Source organism: Ramlibacter sp., from assembly GCF_041916345.1.
In the GTDB taxonomy this organism is placed as follows: Bacteria; Pseudomonadota; Gammaproteobacteria; order Burkholderiales; family Burkholderiaceae_C; genus Ramlibacter.
Genome location: NZ_JAYRZR010000050.1, coordinates 1 through 21189, shown reverse-complemented (window position 1 = coordinate 21189; position 21189 = coordinate 1). Strand labels below are relative to the sequence as shown.

Below are 21189 nucleotides of genomic sequence, written 5' to 3'. Positions count from 1 at the left end.
AGGGCCGCTATTGTCCCAGTTGCGCGAGACGATCCTCGACGTCGTGGCCGAATCGCTCGATGAACATGAGGGCTCTCACCTCGCCCGATGCCGCGGCTGCGTCTTGCGCGTCGTCCAGCAGGTGGCCCACGCGGGCCAGCCGTTCGCGCCGCGCGGCCTCGAGCATGTCCGCCAGGTCCTGCAAGGCCGGCTCGCCCTCGGCTTCGTCCAGGGCCTCGCGCCACGCCATCTGCTGCAGCAGGAAATCGGCCGGCATCGCGGTGTTGCTCTCGGCACGGATGGGCGCGCCGCGCAGCTCGCACAGGTAGGCTGCGCGCTTCAGCGGGTCCTTCAGGCGGCGGTAGGCCTCGTTGACTCGCACCGACCATTGCAGCGCGATGCGCTGCGCCGCGTCGCCCTGGGCCGCGAAGCGATCCGGGTGGGCCTCACGCTGGAGTTCCTTCCAGCGTGCGTCCACGGCTTCGCGATCGACCGCGAAGCGTTCGGGCAGGTCGAACAGCTCGAAATCGGTGGACTGCAGGTTCATGGAAAGAAAAAGGCCGCCCCCACCGGGGTGAAGGCGGCCGAGGGGTGCATCACGGGGCGGGGCGCATCGCCCTCACACGCGGAAGCTTTCTCCGCACCCGCAACGGTCACGCTCATTCGGGTTGTTGAAGCGGAAGCCCTCGTTCAGGCCTTCGCGCACGTAGTCGAGCTGCGTGCCGTCGATGTAGGCCAGGCTCTTGGGATCCACCAGCAGCTTGACACCATGGTTCTCGAACACCACGTCCTCGGGCGCCACCTCGTCCACGTACTCCAGCTTGTAGGCCAGGCCGGAGCAGCCGGTGGTCTTGACACCGAGGCGCACACCGACACCGCGCCCGCGCTTGGTCAGGTAGCGCGAGACGTGGCGTGCCGCGCTTTCAGTGAGGCTGACAGCCATGGTCAATGCGAGACCTCGCCGGCAGCGGCACCGTGCTTCTTGCGGTAGTCGTCCACGGCGGCCTTGATGGCGTCCTCGGCGAGGATGGAGCAGTGGATCTTGACCGGCGGCAGGGCCAGTTCCTCGGCGATCTGGCTGTTGCGGATCTCCGCCGCCTCGTCGAGCGTCTTGCCCTTGACCCACTCGGTCACCAGCGAGCTGGAGGCGATCGCGGAGCCGCAGCCGTAGGTCTTGAAGCGGGCGTCCTCGATGACGCCGGTGGCCGGGTTCACCTTGATCTGCAGCTTCATCACGTCGCCGCAGGCGGGCGCGCCCACCATGCCGGTGCCGACGGTCTCGTCGCCCTTCTCGAAGGAGCCGACGTTGCGGGGGTTCTCGTAATGGTCAACGACTTTTTCGGAATAGGCCATGTCAATCTCCCAGGCGTCAATGCGCCGTCCACTGGATGGTGCTCAGGTCCACCCCATCCTGGTACATCTCCCACAGCGGGCTCAGCTCGCGCAGGCGCGCCACGTTCTCGCGGATGGTGGACACCGCGTAGTCGATCTCTTCGTCGGTCGTGAAGCGGCCGATGGTCATGCGCAGGCTGCTGTGGGCCAGCTCGTCGCTGCGGCCGAGGGCGCGCAGCACGTAGCTGGGCTCCAGGCTGGCTGAAGTGCAGGCCGAGCCGGACGACACGGCGATGCCCTTGATGCCCATGATCAGCGACTCGCCCTCGACGAAGTTGAAGCTCATGTTCAGGTTGTGCGGCACCCGGCGTTCCAGGTGGCCGTTGATGAACACCTGTTCCACCCCCGCCAGGCCATCCAGCAAGCGCTTCTGCAGGCGGCGGGCGTGCTCCAGGTCCTTCTCCATCTCCTCGCGGGCGATGCGGAAGGCCTCGCCCATGCCCACGATCTGGTGCGTGGGCAGCGTGCCAGAGCGCATGCCGCGCTCATGGCCGCCACCGTGCATCTGCGCCTCGATGCGCACGCGCGGCTTGCGCCGCACGTAGAGTGCGCCGATGCCCTTGGGACCGTAGGTCTTGTGCGAGGCCAGGCTCATCAGGTCGACCGGCAGTGTCTTCAGGTCGATGTGCACCTTGCCGGTGGCCTGCGCGGCGTCCACGTGCAGCAGCACGCCCTTCTCGCGGCAGATGGCGCCCAGGGTGGCGATGTCCTGGATGACACCGATCTCGTTGTTGACGAACATCACGCTCGCCAGGATGGTGTCGGGCCGCAGCGCGGCGCGGAAGCGGTCCAGGTCGAGCAGGCCGTCCTCCTGCACGTCGAGGTAAGTCACCTCGAAGCCCTGGCGCTCCAGCTCGCGCATGGTGTCCAGCACGGCCTTGTGTTCGGTCTTCACCGTCACCAGGTGCTTGCCGCGCGTCTGGTAGAAGTGGGCCGCGCCCTTGAGCGCGAGGTTGTTCGACTCGGTCGCGCCGGAGGTCCAGACGATCTCGCGCGGGTCCGCGCCGATCAGCTCGGCCACCTGCACGCGGGCCTTCTCCACGGCCGCTTCGGCCTCCCAGCCCCAGGCGTGGCTGCGTGAGGCCGGGTTGCCGAAGTGCGACCGCAGCCAGGGGACCATCACGTCGACGACGCGCGGGTCCACCGGCGTGGTCGCGCCGTAGTCCATGTAGATGGGGAAATGCGGAGTGGTGTCCATTCGGATCTTCCGGATGCTTCAGGCCGGCCGCAGCCGGCATCGATCAGGTCTTGGCGAACGAGCTGCCGAGCGCGAACACCGAGTTGGGCGCGTTCACCCGGATCGGCTTGACCACGGGCGCGCTGGAGATGGCGCGCTTGGGCGAAGGCTTGTCCTCGACCTGCACGCCCTTGGCGAGCTGGTCGTCCACCAGCTTCTGCAGGGTAATGGAATCGAGGAACTCCACCATGCGCTGGTTGAGCGCGGACCACAGCTCGTGCGTCATGCAGCGGCCGCCGTCGCCCTGGCAGTTTTCCTTGCCGCCGCACTGGGTGGCGTCGATCGGCTCGTCCACCGACACGATGATGTCGGCGACGGTGATCTCGGATGCCTTTCGGCCCAGCGTGTACCCGCCGCCGGGGCCGCGGGTGGATTCCACCAGCTCGTGCCGGCGCAGCTTGCCGAACAGCTGCTCCAGGTACGACAGCGAGATCTGCTGCCGCTGGCTGATGGCGGCCAGGGTCACCGGGCCGTTGTTCTGGCGCAGGGCCAGGTCGATCATGGCAGTGACCGCAAAGCGGCCTTTGGTCGTGAGACGCATCGCTAGCTCCTAGTTGTTGGCTGGCTTGCTTTCCATCCTCGGGCGACACCTGTCGCCCAAGGCCGTCTCCACCCATGTCCGGCGGGTCGCCGGCCCTCGGCTGCGCCCTGCGGCGCGGCCCGAACTGACTCGTTATGTCGGAGGGATCCTGACTGTTTCCGTCAAGTATAGCCCAAGACCCAATGGTCCGCTCAGGTACTGGCTGAGCAATCCCTGACGCCGCGCAGGGTCACGCCGCGCGGGGAGCCTGGATCGGCACCACGTTGTCGTGCACGACGGCGCCGAAGGCCTGCTCCTTCAGCAGCGCGAGCTGGTCGCGCACGCGGGCGGCCTTCTCGAACTCCAGGTTGCGGGCGTGTTCCAGCATCTGCTTCTCCAGCTGCTTGATGCGCTTGGCGATGTCCTTCTCGGACAGGTCCTCCACCATGGCGCGCTGCAGTTCCTGCTTCTGCTGCTCCTTGCTGGCCTTCTCGCTGTAGACGCCGTCGATCAGGTCGCGCACCTGCTTGACGATGCCGCGCGGCGTGATGCCGTGGGCCTCGTTGAAGGCCACCTGCTTCGCGCGCCGGCGGTCCGTCTCCCCGATGGCCTTGCGCATCGACTCGGTCATCTGGTCGGCGTACAGGATCGCCTTGCCATTCACGTTGCGCGCCGCCCGGCCGATGGTCTGGATCAGCGAGCGCTCGGCCCGCAGGAAGCCCTCCTTGTCGGCGTCGAGGATGGCCACGAGCGAGACTTCGGGGATGTCCAGGCCCTCGCGCAGCAGGTTGATGCCCACCAGCACGTCGAACTGGCCCAGGCGCAGGTCACGCAGGATCTCCACGCGCTCCACCGTGTCCACATCGGAGTGCAGGTAGCGCACCTTCACGCCGTTGTCCGACAGGTAGTCGGTGAGCTGCTCCGCCATGCGCTTGGTCAGCGTGGTGATCAGCACGCGCTCGTTCTGCTCGACCCGGATGCGGATCTCCTGCAGCACGTCGTCGACCTGATGCGTGGCCGGGCGCACCTCGACCACGGGGTCGATCAGGCCGGTGGGCCGCACGAGCTGCTCGACCACCTGGCCGGCGTGGGTCTTCTCGTAGTCGGCCGGCGTGGCCGAGACGAAGATCACCTGCCGCATGCGCTGCTCGAACTCCTCGAACTTCAGCGGCCGGTTGTCCAGCGCCGAGGGCAGGCGGAAGCCGTACTCCACCAGCGTGGTCTTGCGGGCGCGGTCACCGTTGTACATGCCGCCGAGCTGGCCGATCATCTGGTGGCTCTCGTCGAGGAACATGAGCGCGTCGCGCGGCAGGTAGTCGGTGAGCGTGGAAGGCGGCTCGCCGGGCGCCGCCCCGGAGAGATGGCGCGTGTAGTTCTCGATGCCCTTGCAGTGGCCCAGCTCGGCCAGCATCTCCAGGTCGAACCGGGTGCGCTGCTCCAGGCGCTGCGCCTCCACCAGCTTGCCCTCGGCCACGAAGAACTTCAGGCGTTCGTCCAGCTCCAGCTTGATCGATTCCACCGCGGCCATCACCTTCTCGCGCGGGGTGACGTAGTGGCTGGAGGGGTAGATGGTGAAGCGCGGCACCTTCTGCCGGATGCGGCCGGTGAGCGGGTCGAAGAGCTGCAGCGACTCGACCTCGTCGTCGAACAGCTCGATGCGCACCGCCAGCTCGCTGTGCTCGGCCGGAAACACGTCGATGGTGTCGCCGCGCACGCGGAAGGTGCCGCGGCTGAAGTCCTGCTCGTTGCGGGTGTACTGCATGCGGATGAGGCGGCCGATCACGTCGCGCTGGCCGATCTCGTCACCCACGCGCAGGATGAAGCGCATCTGCGTGTAGTCCTCCGGCGCGCCGATGCCGTAGATGGCGCTGACGGTGGCCACGATCACCGTGTCGCGGCGCTCCAGCACGCTCTTGGTGGCCGACAGGCGCATCTGCTCGATGTGCTCGTTGATGGAGCTGTCCTTCTCGATGAACAGGTCGCGCTGCGGCACGTAGGCCTCGGGCTGGTAGTAGTCGTAGTAGCTGACGAAATACTCCACCGCGTTCTTCGGGAAGAACTCGCGGAACTCGCTGTACAGCTGTGCCGCCAGCGTCTTGTTGGGCGCGAACACGATGGCCGGCCGCCCCAGGCGCGCGATGACATTGGCCATGGTGAAGGTCTTGCCCGAGCCGGTGACGCCCAGCAGGGTCTGGAACACCTCGCCGTCGTTGACGCCTTCGACGAGCTTGTCGATCGCCTGCGGCTGGTCCCCCGCGGGTGGATAGGGCTGGAACAGCTCGAAGGGCGAACCGGGGTAGCTGACGAACTGGCCGGGCCGCTCGTCGGCGCGATCCAGGGCGTGGTCATGGGTGGAAGGTTCGGCGATGGCGCTCATGCGGCGGGCTTTCGTGGTCGACCCACTAAAATCGCGGGCAGCCGGAAAGCGTACCGCGCCGCCGGCCACTTTGCTACTGACAGCTTCCAAAGGACCTGCGAATGTCTCTCTTCTCCTCCGTCGAAAAGGCGCCCAACGACCCCATCCTGGGCCTGAACGAGCAATTCGCGGCCGACCAGAACCCCAAGAAGGTCAACCTGAGCGTCGGCGTGTACTTCGACGAGACGGGCAAGCTGCCGCTGCTGGAGTGCGTGCAGAAGGCCGAGCGCCTGCTGATGGAGACGCCCAAGCCGCGCGGCTACCTGCCCATCGATGGCATCGCCGCCTATGACGCCGCGGTCAAGAACCTCGTGTTCGGCGCCGGCTCCGATCCGGTCAACAGCGGCCGCGTGGCCACGGTGCAGGCCCTGGGCGGCACCGGCGGCCTGAAGATCGGCGCGGACTTCCTGAAGAAGCTCAACCCCGCCGCCAAGGTGCTGGTGAGCGATCCGAGCTGGGAGAACCACCGCGCCCTGTTCTCGCAGGCCGGCTTCACGGTCGAAAGCTACCCGTACTACGACGCGGTGAAGCGCGGCGTGAACTTCGAGGGCATGCTGGCGGCCCTCAAGGCGGCGCCAGAGGGCACCATCGTCGTGCTGCACGCCTGCTGCCACAACCCCACCGGCTACGACCTGACGCCGGCCCAGTGGGACCAGATCGTGCCCGTCTTCAAGGAGCGCAAGCTGGTGCCCTTCCTGGACATGGCCTACCAGGGCTTCGGCCAGGGCATCGCCGAGGACGGCGCGCTGGTGCAGAAGTTCGTGGCCGCGGGCGGCGACTTCCTGGTCGCCACCTCGTTCTCCAAGAGCTTCAGCCTCTACGGCGAGCGCGTCGGCGCCCTGTCGGTGTTCTGCGCCTCCAAGGACGAGGCCGACCGCGTGCTGTCGGTGCTGAAGGTGATGATCCGCACCAACTACAGCAACCCGCCCACCCATGGCGGCGCGGTGGTGGCCACGGTACTGAACACGCCCGAACTGCGCGCCCTGTGGGAGCAGGAACTCGCCGACATGCGCAACCGCATCCGCCAGATGCGCGTGCTGCTGGTGGCCAACCTCAAGTCCGCCGGCGTGAAGCAGGACATGGGCTTCATCACCGACCAGGTCGGCATGTTCAGCTACTCCGGCATGACCAAGGACCAGATGGTCCGCCTGCGCAACGAGTTCGGCGTCTACGGCGTGGACAGCGGCCGCATCTGCGTGGCCGCGCTCAACACCCGCAACATCGACTACGTCTGCCAGTCGATCGCGAAGGTGCTCTGAGCGCGCCCTACCCCCACACCACCGACCGCATCGAGATCGATGCGGCCTGGAAGCGGTCGTTGAAGTAAGCAGGCTTCTCGCCCGCGTGCACGGCGCCTGCCGCATGCAGCAGCGGCAGCAGGTGGTCGTGCGTGGGATGCGCGTTCAGCGCCAGCGGGCCGAGCTGCTGGAAGGCGGCCACGCCTTCCATGTCGCCCTTGTCCAGCAGCGCCTGGATGCGGCGGTCGAACTCGAAGGCCCAGTCATAGGCCTGCATCGGCCCGGCCTGGCGCTGCACGGCGCGCAGGTTGTGCACGATGTTGCCGCTGCCGACGACCAGCACGCCCTTGTCGCGCAGGGCGCGCAGCTGCCGGCCCAGCGCGAGGTGCTCGGCCGGCGGGCGGCTGTAGTCCATGCTGAGCTGGATCACCGGGATGTCGGCGCGCGGGAACATCGGCTTCAGCACCGACCAGGTGCCGTGGTCGAAGCCCCATTCCGATTCGTCGATGCCGAGCTTCGGGCTCGGGACGCCGGCGGCGATCTCCCGCGCGAGAGCGGGCGCACCAGGGGCCGGGTATTGCTGCGCGAACAGTTCGTCGGGAAAGCCGCCGAAGTCGTGGATCGTCTTCGGCCTGGCCATGCCGGTCAGGTGCCAGCCACGGGTGATCCAGTGCGCGGAGATGCACAGGATCAGCTGCGGCGCCGGCAGGTCGGCGCCGAAACGCTGGCCCAGGGCCTGCCACGCCCGGCGGAACTCGTTGTCCTGGATGGCGTTGAGCGGGCTGCCGTGGCCGATGAACAGCACGGGCATGCGCGGGCTGGGCTTGAGCGCCTGGGCACCGGCGGCGGCGGCCGCGTCCAGACTGTCGATCATGGCGATTCCTCCCAGGGTGGCCGTCGCGCAGGCGGCGAGCCAGGTTCTGCGTTGCATGGGGTCCGATCTACGGGGGTTGTCGTGCATGGTACGACGTGCCGCCACCTGCCCGGGTTCCCACCCAGGCTGACACAAGCTGACCGCGCTGTCGCGCAGCTGTCCGGCAGTTGGCTGCAGTTGCAAGGTCGCGCTGGTATATTGCACTGCAATAACGCACGGGGAACCCATGCTCTACCAGATCTATGAAACCCAGCGCTCCCTGATGGAGCCCTTCGCCGACTTCGCCCAGGCGGCGTCGAAGCTGTACAGCAATCCCCTGTCGCCCTTCGGCCAGCACCCCTTCGCCCAGCGCCTGTCGGCCGGCTACGACCTGCTCTATCGCCTGGGCAAGGACTACGAGAAGCCCGAGTTCGGCATCAAGACGGTGGACGTCGACGGCGTGGACGTCGCCATCCACGAGCGGGTGGAGATCGACCTGCCGTTCTGCGAGCTGCGCCGCTTCAAGCGTTTCAGCGACGACCCGGCCACGCTCACGCGCCTGAAGACCCAGCCTGCCGTGCTGATCGTGGCCCCGCTGTCCGGTCACTACGCCACCCTGCTGCGCGACACGGTGAAATCGATGTTGCGCGAGCACAAGGTCTACATCACCGACTGGAAGAACGCGCGCCTGGTGCCGATGTCGCAGGGTGAGTTCCACCTGGACGACTATGTGAACTACGTGCAGGACTTCATCCGCCACCTGCAGAAGACCTACGGCCACTGCCACGTCATCAGCGTCTGCCAGCCCACGGTGCCGGTGCTGGCGGCGGTGTCGCTCATGGCCTCGCGCGGCGAGCCCACGCCCCTGACCATGACCATGATGGGCGGCCCCATCGACGCGCGCAAGTCGCCCACCGCGGTGAACAACCTGGCGATGAACAAGAGCTACGCCTGGTTCGAGAACAACGTCATCTACCGCGTGCCCACCAACTTCCCGGGCGCGGGCCGCCGCGTGTACCCCGGCTTCCTGCAGCACTCGGGCTTCGTGGCGATGAACCCCGACCGTCACCTCAGCAGCCACTACGACTACTTCAAGCACCTGATCGCTGGTGACGACACCAGCGCCGAGGCCCACCGCCAGTTCTACGACGAGTACAACGCGGTGCTCGACATGGACGCCGACTACTACCTGGAGACCATCCGCACGGTGTTCCAGGAGTTCCGCCTCGTGAACGGCACCTGGGATGTCCGTGCGCCCGATGGCTCCCTGGAGCGCGTTCGCCCGGAGGACATCACCGGAACCGCCCACCTCACGGTGGAAGGCGAGCTCGACGACATCTCCGGCTCGGGCCAGACGGCCGCCGCGCACGACCTGTGCACCGGCGTGCCGAAGGACCGCCAGAAGCACATCGAGGTCAAGGGAGCGGGCCACTACGGCATCTTCAGCGGCCGCCGCTGGCGCGACGTGGTGTACCCCCAGGTGCGCGACTTCATCCTGCAGTTCAACCAGCCGGCCGCGAAGCCGGCCGCCGCAGGGGGCGCCCGCCAGGCACCCGCGAAGCGCAAGACGCCCGCCCGGGCCCGCCGCACGACCCGGTGAGTCCGCTGGCCGCCCGCCTGCACGCCGCGCTGCCGCAGACGCAGTGCACGCGCTGCGGCTACCCGGATTGCGCCGGCTACGCCGAGGCCATGGCGCGCGGCGAGGCCGACATCCACCAGTGCCCACCGGGCGGTGCCGAAGGCGTGGCCCGCCTCGCCCGGCTGACTGGCCGCCCCGAGCGACCCATCGATCCCTCGCACGGCACGGAAGGCCCGCGTACCGTGGCCGTGATCGACGAAGCCTGGTGCATCGGCTGCACCCTGTGCATCGAGGCCTGCCCGACCGATGCGATCCTGGGCACGAACAAGCGCATGCACACCGTCATCGAACCCTGGTGCACCGGCTGCGAGCTGTGCGTGCCGGTGTGCCCGGTGGACTGCATCGCGCTGGAGAACGTCACCGGCGAGCGCACCGGCTGGGCCGCGTGGTCGCAGGAGCAGGCCGACACCGCCCTGACGCGCTACACCGCGCGCGGCGTGCGCCGCGTGCGCGCCGCCGAGGAACATGCAGCCCGCTTGGAAGCCAAGGCCCGCGCCAAGCTGGCGGACCTGCCCGCCATGACCCATGGCGCGGAAGGCGCCGAGCTGCAGCGCAAGCGGTCGGTGATCGAGGCGGCGCTGGCCCGCGCGCGGGCCCGGCGCGAGCAGACCGGCTGAGCCCGCCGCCGGCCGGCGGCCCTCACTCCCAGCTGAAGTGCCAGGTGCGCGCGGTCAGCAGGATGCCCGCCAGTGCCTCGACCGATTGGGCGCCCTGCTGCGCCAGCGCCGGACAATAGGCGATCTGCTGTTCCACCAGGTCCAGCGCGGCCTCTCGCGTGGCCGGCGGACGCTCGACCTTGCATTCCAGCAGGGCCGCCTGCAGGCAGGCCACCTGCGCGCCGAAGGCCCGCTGCCAGTGCCGCAACAGGGCCACATGCACATGCGCGGGCGGGCAGGATTCGAAGCCGCCATAGTGCAGGTGGGCCGGCACCTCCCAGGCGTGTTCCGCCGGCACCAGGGCGAGCAGCACCTGGGGCCGGAAGCGGCCACCCAGCGGCTCGCGCGGCGCCGTCAGGTGCCGCGGCGGCGGCGGATGCGAAGGCCACAGGCTGGGCACCGCGCCCAGCAGGCTGGACGCCTCGGCACGGCGCTCGCGCGTCCAGGCCTCGATGTCGAGGCGGGCAGCCCGCTTGAGCACCGCCTCGACGTCAGGGCGTCCCTCTTCCAGCACCGGCTCGAACAGGCGCTCGGCCTCGTCCATGTCCCCCACGATCACGGGCACGACGCCACGCCCCAGCAGGCGCTCCCGCGTGGCCTCGGCTTCGGCCCCGGGGACCTGGATCACCTCGAACGGAAGACCGCCGACCAGTGTGGTGGCGGCGGCATCGGCCGGCGGTTGCCGGCCGAACAGGGACTGCAGGAGTCTGCGCATGCGAGTGGGGCGCGCCGCGTGGATGCGGCGCCAGCGGATGCTAACCCAGCGCGTCGTTCACCTGCTCGTGGAACTCGGCCTGGCTGAGCGCCGCGCCGATCTCCCGCGGGAGCGCGTCACGCGCCGAGAACACGCCGAGCAGGCGGCCATCCGGCGCCTGGATGGGCAGGTGGCGGAAGCCGCGCTCGATCATGATCACCACCGCGTCGGACACCGGCATCGTGGGCGGCACGCAGATCGGCTTGGCGGTCATGATGTCGGCCAGGCGAGTGGACTTGGGATCGAGGCCGCGGGCGACCAGGCGGGTCATGACGTCGCGCTCGGTCACGATGCCCAGCAGGCGGTCCGGCGGCTCCAGCACCAGGATGCTGCCGCAGTTCGCGCGGGTCATCACGCACGCGGCCTCATAGGCGCTGGCGTGCTGGCCCAGGCTGATCACGTGCTTGTGGGGAATGGACTGGAACACGGTGCGTTCGGCCATGGCGCGACCCCTTTCCTTTGGATGATGGTACCGCGCAGCCCGCGCCACGCGGGCTGCCGCTCGTCAGCGCAGCGACGCGTTGATCTTCGCCAGCGCCGCCTCGCCAGGGCACAGGTCCGCCGCGCCCAGCGTGTTCAGCGGCCGTGCACTGGTATAGAGCGCGGTGTGCAGGTCGGTCGCCAGCGGGTCCACGTACAGCAGGCCGGTGAGCACCTCGCCTCGGGCCTGGTGCTGCTGCATGAAGGCCAGCGCGGCCAGCCGGTCGGTAGCGTCGTAGCCCTCGTGCAGGCTGCGCAGGCGCAGCAAGGTGCCGTCATGCTGGCGCACGTCCACCGCCTCGCCCGGCGCCGGCTCGGCCTCCACGGGGCTCGCCGGGTCGATGAAGTCGATGCGGCTGACGGCCTCGTTGTGCTCGCGCACGTAGTCGTAGCTCTTGGTGCTGCCGGGGTGGTTGTTGAAGGCCACGCAGGGGCTGATGACGTCGATGAACGCGGCGCCACCGTGGGTCATGGCGCCCTTGATCAGCGGCACCAGCTGCGCCTTGTTGCCGGAGAAGCCGCGCGCGACGTAGGTGGCGCCCAGCTGCAGCGCCATGGCCACCAGGTCCACCGGGCTGTCGGTGTTGACCACGCCCTTCTTGCTCTTGCTGCCGCTGTCGGCGGTGGCCGAGAACTGGCCCTTGGTGAGGCCGTAGACGCCGTTGTTCTCGACGATGTAGGCCATGCGGACGCCGCGGCGCATGGCGTGCGCGAACTGGCCCAGGCCGATGGAGGCGGAGTCGCCGTCGCCCGAGACCCCCAGGTACAACAGCTCGCGGTTGGCGAGGTTGGCGCCGGTGAGCACGCTGGGCATGCGGCCGTGAACGGTGTTGAAGCCGTGCGAGGCGCCCAGGAAGTAGTCGGGCGTCTTGGAACTGCAGCCGATGCCGGAGAGCTTGGCCACGCGGTGCGGCTCCACATCCAGCTCCCAGCAGGCCTGGATGATGGCGGCCGAGATGGAATCGTGCCCGCAGCCGGCGCACAGGGTGGAAATCTTGCCCTCGTAGTCGCGCCGGGTGTAGCCCACCCCGTTCTTCTGCAAGGTGGGGTGGTGCAGCGCGGGCTTGGCGATGTAGGTCATGCCGCGGTCTCCTGGGCGGGCTGGACGCGGGCCGTGATGGCCTGGGTGATGAAGCGGGCGGTGATGGGCGTGCCGTCGTAGTGCAGCACCTTCACCAGTCGGTGCGGGTCGATGCCGAGTTCGTTGACGAGCAGGCTGTGCATCTGCGCGTCGCGGTTCTGCTCCACCACGAACACGTGCTCGTGCGCGTCGATGAAGGCCGGCACACTGTCCGGGAAGGGGAAGGCACGCAGGCGCATCGCGTCGAGGTGCACGCCCTGCCCCGCCAGCACCGCCAGGGCCTCCTGCATGGCGGGCGAGGTGGAACCGAAGTAAATCACGCCCAGTGGCGTGGCCTGCGGCGCCGGCTGCACCACCGGCTGCGGCACCAGGGTGGCGGCGGTGCGGAACTTCTTCTGCAGCCGCTCCATGTTGTAGATGTAGTCCGGCCCGCGCTCGGAGTACCGCGCATACGGGTCGCGCGTGGTGCCGCGCGTGAAGTAGGAGCCCTTGGTCGGATGCGTGCCCGGCAGCGTGCGCCAGGGGATGCCGTCGCCATCGACGTCCTTGTAGCGGCCGAAGTCGCGGCCGGCTTCCAGCTCCTCGGCGGTCATCACCTTGCCACGGTCATAGGCGGCACCGTCGGTCCACTCGAAGGGCTCGCACAGGCGCTGGTTCATGCCGATGTCCAGATCGGTCATCACGAACACGGGCGTCTGCAGGCGGTCTGCCAGGTCCAGCGCCTTCGCGGCGTGCTCGAAGCATTCCTGCGGGTCCTGCGGCAGCAGCAGCACGTGCTTGGTGTCGCCGTGGGAGGCATACGCGCACGACAGCAGGTCGGCCTGCTGGGTGCGCGTGGGCATGCCGGTGGAGGGGCCGCCGCGCTGCACGTTGATGATGGTGATGGGGATCTCGGCGAAGTAGGCCAGGCCGATGAACTCCGTCATCAGCGACACGCCCGGCCCGGAGGTGGCGGTAAAGGCGCGGGCACCGTTCCAGCCCGCGCCCACCACCATGCCGATGGAGGCGATCTCGTCTTCGGCCTGCACGATGGCGAAGCGGTGCTCGCCCGTCGCAGGATCGACGCGGTACTTGCCGCAGTACTTCTGGAAGGCCTCGGCCACCGAGGACGACGGCGTGATCGGGTACCACGCGGCCACCGTCGCGCCGCCGTACACGCAGCCCAGCGCGGCGGCGCTGTTGCCGTCGACAAAGATGCGGTTGCCCACCTTGTCGGCCGCGCGCACGCGGATGCCCAGCGGCGCCTGCAGGTGCTCGCGCGCGAACTCGCGACCCAGCTGCAGCGCCTGCACGTTGGAGGCGAGCAGCTTCTCCTTGCCGCGGTACTGCTCGCCGAACAGCTTCTCGATCACGGCGGGGTCGATCTCCAGCAGCACCGACAGCGCGCCCACGTAGACGATGTTCTTGAACAGCTGCCGCTGGCGCGGGTCGCTGTAGACCGCGTTGCAGATCTCGGTGAGCGGCATGCCGATCACGTGGATGTCCTCGCGGAACTTCGAGGGCGGCAGCGGCCGCGTGTTGTCGTGGAACAGGTAGCCGCCCGGCGACAGCTCCGCCACGTCGGCGTCCCAGGTCTGCGGGTTCATCGCGACCATCATGTCCACGCCGCCGCGGCGGCCCAGCCAGCCGGCCTCGCTCACGCGCACCTCGTACCACGTGGGCAGGCCCTGGATGTTGCTGGGGAAGATGTTGCGCGGGCTGACCGGCACGCCCATGCGCAGGATGGCCTTGGCGAACAGCTCGTTGGCCGAGGCCGAGCCCGAGCCGTTGACGTTGGCGAACTTGACGACGAAGTCGTTGACGGCTTCGATGCGCTTCATGATGCGGCCACCTCCTGGGCCACGCGGGCCGCCTTGGCGTCACGACAGGCCGGGCCGGCCTGCGTCGTGCGCAGCAGGAACTTCTGCATGTCCCATGCCCCCGTGGGGCACCGCTCGGCACACAGGCCGCAGTGCAGGCAGACGTCTTCGTCCTTCACCATCACGCGGCCGGTCTTGAGCGCACCCGACACGTAGAGCGGCTGCGACAGGTTGGTCGCGGGCGCCTTGAGCCGCGTGCGCAGGTCCGCTTCGTCACCGTCGGCCGTGAAGGTGATGCAGTCCATCGGGCAGATGTCCACGCAGGCATCGCACTCGATGCAGGTGGACTGGGTGAAGACGGTCTGCACGTCGCAGTTGAGGCAACGCTCGGCCTCCTTGAAAGCCGTTGCGGCATCGAAACCCAGTTCCACCTCCACCTTGATGCTGGCGAGCGCCGCCTCGGCCTTGGCCCAGGGCACCTTGTAGCGCACGTCGAGCGAGGTCTCGTTGTGGTAGCTCCACTCGTGGATGCCCATCTTCTGCGACATCAGGTTCACCGTGGGCGGCGGTCGCTGCGCCGGGTTCTCGCCGTTCAGCAGCCGGTCGATGGACACCGCCGCCTCGTGGCCATGGGCCACCGCGGTGATGATGTTCTTGGGTCCGAAGGCCGCATCGCCGCCGAAGAAGACGTTCGGCACCGTCGACTGGTGCGTGCGCGCGTCGAGCTTCGGCAGGCCCCACTGATCAAAGGCGATGCCGCTGTCGCGCTCGATCCAGGGGAAGGCATTCTCCTGCCCGACGGCGATGAGCACCTCGTCGCAGGCGAAGAAGGCATCGGGCTCGCCGGTGGCCACCAGGCTGCGGCTCCCCTTGGCGTCGTACTCGGCCCGCACGACCTCGAAGGTCATCCCCGTCAGGCGCCCGCCCTCGTGCACGAAGGCCTTGGGCACGTGGTAGTTGATGATGGGGATGCCCTCGTGCAGCGCGTCCTCCTTCTCCCAGGGCGAGGCCTTCATCTCCTCGAAGCCGCTGCGCACGATCACCTTCACGTCCTCGCCGCCCAGGCGGCGCGCGGAACGGCAGCAGTCCATGGCCGTGTTGCCGCCGCCCAGCACGATGACGCGCTTGCCGACCTGCGTGACATGGCCGAACGAGACCGACGCCAGCCAGTCGATGCCGATGTGGATGTTCGCCGCGGCCTCCTGGCGGCCCGGGAGATCGAGATCGCGTCCGCGGGGGGCGCCACAGCCGACGAAGACGGCGTCCCAGCCTTCGGCCAGCAAGGCCTGCATGCTTTCGATGCGGCGCCCGGCGACGAACTCGACGCCCAGGTCCATGATGTAGCCCGTCTCCTCGTCGATCACCGACTCGGGCAGGCGGAAGCGCGGGATCTGCGTGCGGATGAAGCCGCCCGCCTTGGCCTCGCCGTCGAACACCGTCACCTGGTAGCCCAGCGGCGCCAGGTCGCGCGCCACGGTCAGCGAGGCCGGGCCGGCGCCCACGCAGGCCACCCGCTTGCCGTTGCGTGCACCACGCGGTGGCATGCGGGAGCGCACGTCCTCCTTCAGGTCGGCCGCCACGCGCTTCAGGCGGCAGATGGCCACCGGCTCAGGCGCGGCGGCATGGCCGTCTTCCACCCGCCCGCGACGGCAGGCCGGCTCACAGGGGCGGTCGCAGGTCCGCCCCAGGATGCCGGGAAAGACGTTCGAGACCCAGTTGACCATGTAGGCGTCGCCGTAGCGGCGCTGGGCGATCAGGCGGATGTACTCCGGCACGGGCGTGTGGGCGGGGCACGCCCACTGGCAATCCACGACCTGGTGGAAATAGGCCGGGTCGGCCGTGTTGGTCGGCTGCAAGGCTGGTCTCCTCTGGTCCCGCGCCCGGGGGGTCCCATGCGGGGCTCGGTCCAGTCTACGGCCAGGGAGGGGGCCGATGGCCCGGGGATTCCCCGATTCAGCGCGCGGGGTTGCGCGCCGTCAACCATTTCAGTGCAAAACCCGCACCGGAAACGGGCTGGCCGAAGAAGTCCCCCTGATACAGGTTCACCCCCTCCGCGTGCAGCAGCGCCACCTGGGCCTTGTCGGCCACGCCGCAGGCCACGGCCTGCAGGCCCAGGCTCTTGACCAGGGCGATGGTGCCGCGCAACAGCCGGCTGGCACCGGCGTCGCCCGGCACGGGCAGCAGATGACCATCCAGGCGGACCTCATCCCAGGGCAGGCGTCGCAGCACCTGGAGCGACGAAGCCCCCTGCCCGAAGCGACCGAGGGCGAGCCGGATGCCGGCCTTGCGCAGCTCCGCCAGTTGCTGCAGGTGGGTTGGCGTCAGGTCGTCCAGCGAGGGCGTCTGCTCCAGCAGCAGGCACAGCTTGCCCGAGCGCGTGCCGACATGCAGCAGGCCGCGGTCCGGCGCGGTGAGGTCTTCCAGCCGCACCGGTCCGAGCGTGACCGGCACCGCGACCGTCACCCCCGTGAGGCCCGCGCCCGCCCAGCGCCGGGTGTCGGAGGCGACCTGCTCCAGGGCCCACTCGGTCAATGCCGATGCCATGTCCACCGAGGCAGCCAGGGTCATCAGCGCCTGCTCGGCGATGACTTCCGCGCCCGGGCGACGCCAACGCAGCAGGGCCTCGGCGCCGCTCAGCCGGCCGCCAGCCTCGAACACCGGCCGGTAGACCAGCTCCACCTCGTCGCGGCCGATGGCCTGGCGCAACTGGGCACCGGCGGCGAGCTGGCGCGCCGCGCGCCGGTTGAAGCGGGACGAGAAGAACTCATACGTATTGCGCCCGGACTCCTTGGCCTGGCGCAGGGCCAGCCCGGCATTGGTGATCAGCGTATCGGCGCTGTCGCCATCCTGCGGGAACACCGTGATGCCGACGCTGGCGGTGATGAACAGATCCCGCCCGCCGCGCGCCAGCGCGAAAGAGCACGCTTCCATCACGCGGCTCACGAAGGCCGCGAAGCCGTCACCCGTGTCCGTGAACGGCACGAGGATGGCGAACTCGTCGCCATCCAGCCGGTACAGCATGGGCGCGTGGGCGCCGGCACACAGCTCGCCGTCGACCTCGGTCTCCACGCACTGCCCCAGCCGGCGCGCCATGCGCTGAACCACCTGGTCGCCCACGGCACGGCCCAGCGCGTCATTGATGGCGCTCAGGCGATCGATCCCCACCTGCAGCAGGGCGCCGGAATGCCCGCCCGAACGCGCGAGCGCCAGCACGGGCGCCATGTCCTGCAGCAGCCGCGACTTGTTCGACACGCCCGTCAGCAGGTCGTGCGAAGCCAGGTGCTCCCGGTAGGCGCTGGCCGCCAGCGTGTTGCGGATGCGCAGGCCCAGCTCGCTGGGATCGACCGGCTTGTTGAGGAAGTCCATCGCGCCGCTGGACAGTGCACGCAGCTTGACCTCGGGCGAGGTGTTGGCGGTGAGCACGATCACGGGCACATGACGCAGGCCGGCGTCCGCACGCAGCGCCTCCAGGATCTCCATGCCGCTCACGTGCGGCATGGTCAGGTCCAGCAGCACCACGCCGGGGCGTGACTGCCGGATCAGCGTGATGGCATTGCGGGAGTCGCTGGTCCACACGAAGCGCCGGTAGCCGGCCTCCGCCAGGAAGGCCTCCGTCATCTCGATGTTGAGTTCCTCGTCGTCGATCATCACGATGACGGCGTCGGACATCGCCTCGGCGGAGGCGCGGCTCCAGCCGCCGCTCTGCGGCGCCAGGGCCTGGAAGTCGGAGTCCGACAAGCGCTCCTCCCCCGCGAGGAACACGGTGTTGGAGACCACGGCGGAGTCGGGTCCGGAGTCCTTGGCGGGCGGCTTGGAAGTCACTTCACACAGCTTAACGGAGGGCGGATCAGGTTTCCGCGGGTTCAGGTAATTCGACGCGGGCGGCCAGGTCGGCAAGCAGGTCCAGCCGCTGGCGGGCACCCTGGGCGTCGCCGGCGGCCGCGCAGGCTTCCAGCTCACGCGCGGGCTCGGTGAACTCGTCGAAGCCGACGGTGCCGGCCGATCCGGCCAGGCCGTGGCCCAGGCGCGCCAGCTCAGCCAGATCGCCAGCGCGATGGGCGTCCTCGGCGGACTGCAGGATCGCGGCGAGACGGGCGCCGAACTTGCGGACGATGGGCGCGTAGCGCGGCTGGTCGGCAAAGCGGGAGCGCACGGGCTGGACCGGTGCCGCCTCCGACGTGGCAGCCGATGCGGGCCCGGCTGGCAGGGCCGCCGGTCCCTGCTCCGGCGGGACCGGCGTCTCGGTCACTGTCTCGCGCTGCCCCCCCAGCAAGGCCGCCACCTCCTCCAGCAGGGCATCGATATCGACCGGCTTGGTCAGGTAGGCGTTGCAGCCGGCGGCCAGCACCTCGGCCTCGAAGCCCTTCATGGCATTCGCGGTCAGGGCCACCACGGGCACGTCGGCCCCGCCGGCGCGCAGGGCGCGGGTGGCCTGGAAGCCGTCCAGCACCGGCATCTGCATGTCCATCAGGACCAGGTCGAAGCGCTCCCGGGCCAGCAGGTCGAGCGCCTGCTGGCCGTTCTCGGCCTCTTCCACCCACAGCCCCTGGTCCGCCAGCACCAGCGACACCAGCTCCCGGTTCTCCGGGCCGTCGTCCACCACCAGCACCCGCGCGGCCGGGATGCGCCAGTGCGGCCGCGCGGCAGCCTTCGCGGGGGCCGCGGTGTCGAACACCCAAGCCTCCGGCGGCAGCCAGTCCACCCCCTCCAGCGGGCCGGGATCGAAACTGAAGCGCATCGTGGTGCCCTCCCCCAGCCGGCTGGTGGCGGTGAGGTCGCCGCCCAGCGCCCGCGCCAGGCGGCGGCTGATGGCGAGGCCCAGGCCGGTGCCGCCGAAGCGGCGGGTGATGGAGGCATCGGCCTGCGTGAAGGGATCGAACATCGCCTCCACGCGGTCGGCGGCGATGCCGATGCCGCTGTCCTGCACCTCGATCACGTACACACCGGCCTCGCAGCGCAGTCGCACCACCACCGCGCCACGCTCGGTGAACTTCACCGCGTTGCTCAGCAAGTTGAGCACCACCTGCCGGATGCGGCCCGGATCGGTCAGCACCTGCGCCGGCAGCGCGGCACCCGGATCGAGGGTGAGCGCGATGCCCTTCTCGCGCGCCTTCACCTGCAATTCGGTCACGGCGCCGCGCACCACCTCATGCGGCGCGCAGGCGATGCGCTCCACCACCACCTGGCCAGCCTCCACCTTGGACAGATCGAGGATGTCGTTGATGAGCGCCAGCAGGTGGCGGCCACTGTGGTGGATGGTGTCGAGGTAGCGCGTGGACTCCCGCGTGTCGCGGCTGTAGCCGCGGCGCAGCAGCTCGGTGAAGCCCAGGATGGCGTTCATCGGCGTGCGGATCTCGTGGCTCATGTTCGCGAGGAAGTCGCTCTTGGCCCGGTTCGCGGCCTCGGCCTCGTCCTTGGCGCTCTGCAGCGCGACCTGGCTTGCCTCCAGCCGCGTGATGTCCTCCAGGCTGATCAGCACCCCGCCCGCCCGGCCCGACGCGGCCAGCACCGGCGAGCAGTTGACGACGAAGCTGCGCACCTGACCGGTGGCATCGAGCAGCTTGAGCTGCCGGTCCTTGCGCGGCCGGCCATCCTCCAGCGCCTGCACCCAAGGCCCCTGCCCCGCCGCCAGCGGCGCGCCGGCGGCATCCAGCCAGGCGATGGCGGCCACGGGCGTGCCCATGAGCTGCTCGTTGGTGCGGCCCAGCAGCCGCACCAGCGCTTCGTTGGCCAGCACCACGTGCTGCTGCTGGTCCACGACCAGCAGGCCCTCGGCCAGCGTGTCGAGCGCCGAACGCACCCGCGCCGGGATCGCCTGCGAGGGGTCGAGGTGCCGCAGCACCCGGCCCAGGTAGACGGAGAATCCGAGGAAGCAGATCGCCGCGCAGAAGGCCACCAGCAGCAGCAGCGGATGGGTGAAGACGCCCGCGAGCCCTGGCGCACTGACGGGGTCGAAGCGCAGCTCCACCTGGCCCCACGGCCGGCCGCCGGCATAGAGCTGCACCTGCACCTGGCCGTCGGTCGCGACACCGGCTTCGAGTGGCACCCAGGCGCGGGCATGCTCACCGACGGCGAGGACCAGGCGTCCCTCATGACTGCGCACGCCGATGGACCGCAGCTGCGGATTGCGCTGCTGCACGAAGCGCAGCACCTCCTCCAGCCGGCGCGGCTCGGACGAGGCGATGAGCGCGGTGGCGGAGGCCGCCACCGACTCGGCCAGCGCGAGCCGGCCTTCGCGCACGGCCTGCGCGCGGTCGGGCACCAGGCCCAGGAACGAGGCGGCCAGCAGCGCGCTCGCCACCAGGCCGGTGAGGCCGAGCGCGATGTAGGTGCGGGTGCCGAGCCCCTTCATCCGATGCCCCGCAAGGGATCCACGGGCTGGCGCGCCCGCGCATCGAGCGCGTCGTCGTCCTCGTCTTCCTCGTCGCTCACGCGCGAGAGGATGGGCAAGGGGTCCAGCAGGCGCCAGGCCGGCAGAGCCGAGAGATAGCTGCTGAGCAGCACGCCGCCGCGCACCAGCCACAGCACGTAGACGACGGACACGCCGAAGGAGACCCCCGCCACGGAGAGGGTGGTGGTGCGGTCCAGGTCGAACTGCTCCTTCAGCGCCTCGCGCGCGCTGTCCAGTTCGCGCTCGAAGCTGGGCAGCCGCAGTGCCGCGCCCAGTTCCTGCTGGGTGAGCAGCGAGGTCGTGGGACCGGCTGCGAAGCCGGCCAGCACCGCCTGCAGCACGTCCGCCGGCGGCTCCGCGCTGAAGCTGGCCAGCGCCACGGCCGCCGGTGCAGGTGCGCTGACGCCAGCCGTTCCCGCCGTGGGGGCCGTCAGTGCCCCGGTGGCCGCGTTGCTGCCGGCGTTCGGCGCGGGTGTGCCTACGCGCCCCTGGTCAAAGCCCGATGCCCCGGTCCCGGTAGCCGGATCGAGCAGGGACGTGCCCGCGCCTTCCGACGCGTCGGTGGTGGTGCCGGTGGCGGCGCCGTTGCCTGGCACGGCGCTGCTGCCCGATCCGCTGATGCCCGGAAGCGATTCGACGGTCGCCGGCGGGAGAGCCCCCTGCACCGCCTCGGCGGGCGCGCCGGTCGCGGGCGCCGGCACGGCCGGCGAGGGCAAGCCGAAATCCGGCGCCGCCTCGTTGACGCCGGGATCGA

At 69.6% G+C, this 21189-nt stretch carries 17 protein-coding genes and 1 pseudogene; 3 read left to right on the top strand and 15 right to left on the bottom strand.

Annotation, left to right across the window (positions count from 1 at the left end; genetic code table 11):
- Positions 1-7: 7 nt before the first annotated feature.
- The 6 genes from hscB to uvrB form a co-directional block, all read right to left on the bottom strand.
- Entirely contained in the window at positions 8-526 is a 519-nt protein-coding gene (gene hscB / locus ACE3T5_RS13620; RefSeq protein ID WP_374668530.1) for a Fe-S protein assembly co-chaperone HscB, read from the bottom strand.
- A gap of 72 nt (positions 527-598) precedes the next feature.
- Entirely contained in the window at positions 599-922 is a 324-nt protein-coding gene (gene iscA / locus ACE3T5_RS13615) for an iron-sulfur cluster assembly protein IscA (RefSeq protein ID WP_374668528.1), read from the bottom strand.
- A 2-nt stretch (positions 923-924) separates the two neighbouring features.
- Positions 925-1332 (bottom strand): Fe-S cluster assembly scaffold IscU, encoded by a 408-nt coding sequence (gene iscU / locus ACE3T5_RS13610; protein ID WP_374668526.1) that lies wholly within the window; start codon positions 1330-1332, stop codon positions 925-927.
- A 16-nt stretch (positions 1333-1348) separates the two neighbouring features.
- On the bottom strand, positions 1349-2569 hold the full coding sequence (locus tag ACE3T5_RS13605; RefSeq protein WP_374668524.1) for an IscS subfamily cysteine desulfurase: 1221 nt from the start codon (positions 2567-2569) through the stop codon (positions 1349-1351).
- Between the two features lie 43 nt (positions 2570-2612).
- The gene (gene iscR, locus ACE3T5_RS13600; protein WP_374668522.1) at positions 2613-3149 is read right to left on the bottom strand and encodes a Fe-S cluster assembly transcriptional regulator IscR; all 537 of its coding nucleotides are present in this window, start codon (positions 3147-3149) and stop codon (positions 2613-2615) included.
- 229 nt (positions 3150-3378) lie between these two features.
- Positions 3379-5505, bottom strand: coding sequence for an excinuclease ABC subunit UvrB (gene uvrB / locus ACE3T5_RS13595; protein WP_374668520.1), 2127 nt, complete (start codon positions 5503-5505; stop codon positions 3379-3381).
- 101 nt (positions 5506-5606) lie between these two features.
- Here uvrB and ACE3T5_RS13590 point away from each other — a divergent pair, with 101 nt between their 5' ends.
- Complete coding sequence (locus tag ACE3T5_RS13590; RefSeq protein WP_374668517.1) at positions 5607-6803, top strand: amino acid aminotransferase; 1197 nt, start codon at positions 5607-5609, stop codon at positions 6801-6803.
- A gap of 7 nt (positions 6804-6810) precedes the next feature.
- Here the strand turns inward: ACE3T5_RS13590 and ygiD are convergent, their stop codons facing one another.
- Positions 6811-7656, bottom strand: coding sequence for a 4,5-DOPA dioxygenase extradiol (ygiD, locus tag ACE3T5_RS13585; protein ID WP_374668546.1), 846 nt, complete (start codon positions 7654-7656; stop codon positions 6811-6813).
- A 226-nt stretch (positions 7657-7882) separates the two neighbouring features.
- On the opposite strand from ygiD, the gene ACE3T5_RS13580 reads away from it, so the two are divergent.
- Both ACE3T5_RS13580 and rsxB read left to right on the top strand, forming a co-directional pair.
- Entirely contained in the window at positions 7883-9235 is a 1353-nt protein-coding gene (locus tag ACE3T5_RS13580) for a polyhydroxyalkanoate depolymerase (protein WP_374668515.1), read from the top strand.
- Positions 9232-9891, top strand: coding sequence for an electron transport complex subunit RsxB (gene rsxB, locus ACE3T5_RS13575; RefSeq protein ID WP_374668513.1), 660 nt, complete (start codon positions 9232-9234; stop codon positions 9889-9891). The genes ACE3T5_RS13580 and rsxB overlap by 4 nt, the downstream gene beginning before the upstream one ends.
- 22 nt (positions 9892-9913) lie before the next feature.
- On the opposite strand, the gene ACE3T5_RS13570 is transcribed toward rsxB, so the two are convergent.
- The 8 genes and pseudogenes from ACE3T5_RS13570 to ACE3T5_RS13535 all read right to left on the bottom strand — a co-directional run.
- On the bottom strand, positions 9914-10645 hold the full coding sequence (locus tag ACE3T5_RS13570; protein ID WP_374668511.1) for a DUF4253 domain-containing protein: 732 nt from the start codon (positions 10643-10645) through the stop codon (positions 9914-9916).
- Between the two features lie 40 nt (positions 10646-10685).
- Positions 10686-11126, bottom strand: a complete 441-nt coding sequence (locus ACE3T5_RS13565) for a cyclic nucleotide-binding/CBS domain-containing protein (RefSeq protein WP_374668509.1) — start codon at positions 11124-11126, stop codon at positions 10686-10688.
- 63 nt (positions 11127-11189) lie between these two features.
- A complete protein-coding gene (locus ACE3T5_RS13560; RefSeq protein WP_374668507.1) occupies positions 11190-12245 on the bottom strand; it encodes a 2-oxoacid:ferredoxin oxidoreductase subunit beta in 1056 nt (351 codons plus the stop codon).
- Positions 12242-14065: a 2-oxoacid:acceptor oxidoreductase subunit alpha gene (locus ACE3T5_RS13555; RefSeq protein WP_374668505.1), complete on the bottom strand. Its 1824-nt coding sequence runs from the start codon at positions 14063-14065 to the stop codon at positions 12242-12244. The genes ACE3T5_RS13560 and ACE3T5_RS13555 overlap by 4 nt, the downstream gene beginning before the upstream one ends.
- Positions 14062-15900, bottom strand: coding sequence for an FAD-dependent oxidoreductase (locus ACE3T5_RS13550; RefSeq protein WP_374668503.1), 1839 nt, complete (start codon positions 15898-15900; stop codon positions 14062-14064). Before ACE3T5_RS13550 ends, ACE3T5_RS13555 begins: the two co-directional genes overlap by 4 nt.
- 97 nt (positions 15901-15997) lie before the next feature.
- Positions 15998-17866 carry a putative bifunctional diguanylate cyclase/phosphodiesterase gene (locus ACE3T5_RS13545; RefSeq protein WP_374668501.1) on the bottom strand — a complete coding sequence of 623 codons (1869 nt, stop codon included), beginning with the start codon at positions 17864-17866 and terminating at the stop codon, positions 15998-16000.
- 25 nt (positions 17867-17891) lie between these two features.
- Complete coding sequence (locus tag ACE3T5_RS13540; RefSeq protein WP_374668499.1) at positions 17892-20396, bottom strand: ATP-binding protein; 2505 nt, start codon at positions 20394-20396, stop codon at positions 17892-17894.
- A pseudogene (locus ACE3T5_RS13535) lies at positions 20393-21189 on the bottom strand (hypothetical protein); the annotation flags it as partial. The gene ACE3T5_RS13540 and the pseudogene ACE3T5_RS13535, both read right to left, overlap by 4 nt.

Coding starts and splice junctions, on each gene's coding strand:
- ACE3T5_RS13580 (WP_374668515.1), top strand. CDS start 7,883: ATGCTCTACCAGATCTATGAAACCCAGCGCTCCCTGATGGAGCCCTTC.
- uvrB (WP_374668520.1), bottom strand. CDS start 5,505: ATGAGCGCCATCGCCGAACCTTCCACCCATGACCACGCCCTGGATCGC.
- ACE3T5_RS13590 (WP_374668517.1), top strand. CDS start 5,607: ATGTCTCTCTTCTCCTCCGTCGAAAAGGCGCCCAACGACCCCATCCTG.
- ygiD (WP_374668546.1), bottom strand. CDS start 7,656: ATGATCGACAGTCTGGACGCGGCCGCCGCCGCCGGTGCCCAGGCGCTC.
- ACE3T5_RS13560 (WP_374668507.1), bottom strand. CDS start 12,245: ATGACCTACATCGCCAAGCCCGCGCTGCACCACCCCACCTTGCAGAAG.
- hscB (WP_374668530.1), bottom strand. CDS start 526: ATGAACCTGCAGTCCACCGATTTCGAGCTGTTCGACCTGCCCGAACGC.
- ACE3T5_RS13565 (WP_374668509.1), bottom strand. CDS start 11,126: ATGGCCGAACGCACCGTGTTCCAGTCCATTCCCCACAAGCACGTGATC.
- ACE3T5_RS13570 (WP_374668511.1), bottom strand. CDS start 10,645: ATGCGCAGACTCCTGCAGTCCCTGTTCGGCCGGCAACCGCCGGCCGAT.
- ACE3T5_RS13605 (WP_374668524.1), bottom strand. CDS start 2,569: ATGGACACCACTCCGCATTTCCCCATCTACATGGACTACGGCGCGACC.
- iscU (WP_374668526.1), bottom strand. CDS start 1,332: ATGGCCTATTCCGAAAAAGTCGTTGACCATTACGAGAACCCCCGCAAC.
- ACE3T5_RS13555 (WP_374668505.1), bottom strand. CDS start 14,065: ATGAAGCGCATCGAAGCCGTCAACGACTTCGTCGTCAAGTTCGCCAAC.
- ACE3T5_RS13540 (WP_374668499.1), bottom strand. CDS start 20,396: ATGAAGGGGCTCGGCACCCGCACCTACATCGCGCTCGGCCTCACCGGC.
- iscA (WP_374668528.1), bottom strand. CDS start 922: ATGGCTGTCAGCCTCACTGAAAGCGCGGCACGCCACGTCTCGCGCTAC.
- iscR (WP_374668522.1), bottom strand. CDS start 3,149: ATGCGTCTCACGACCAAAGGCCGCTTTGCGGTCACTGCCATGATCGAC.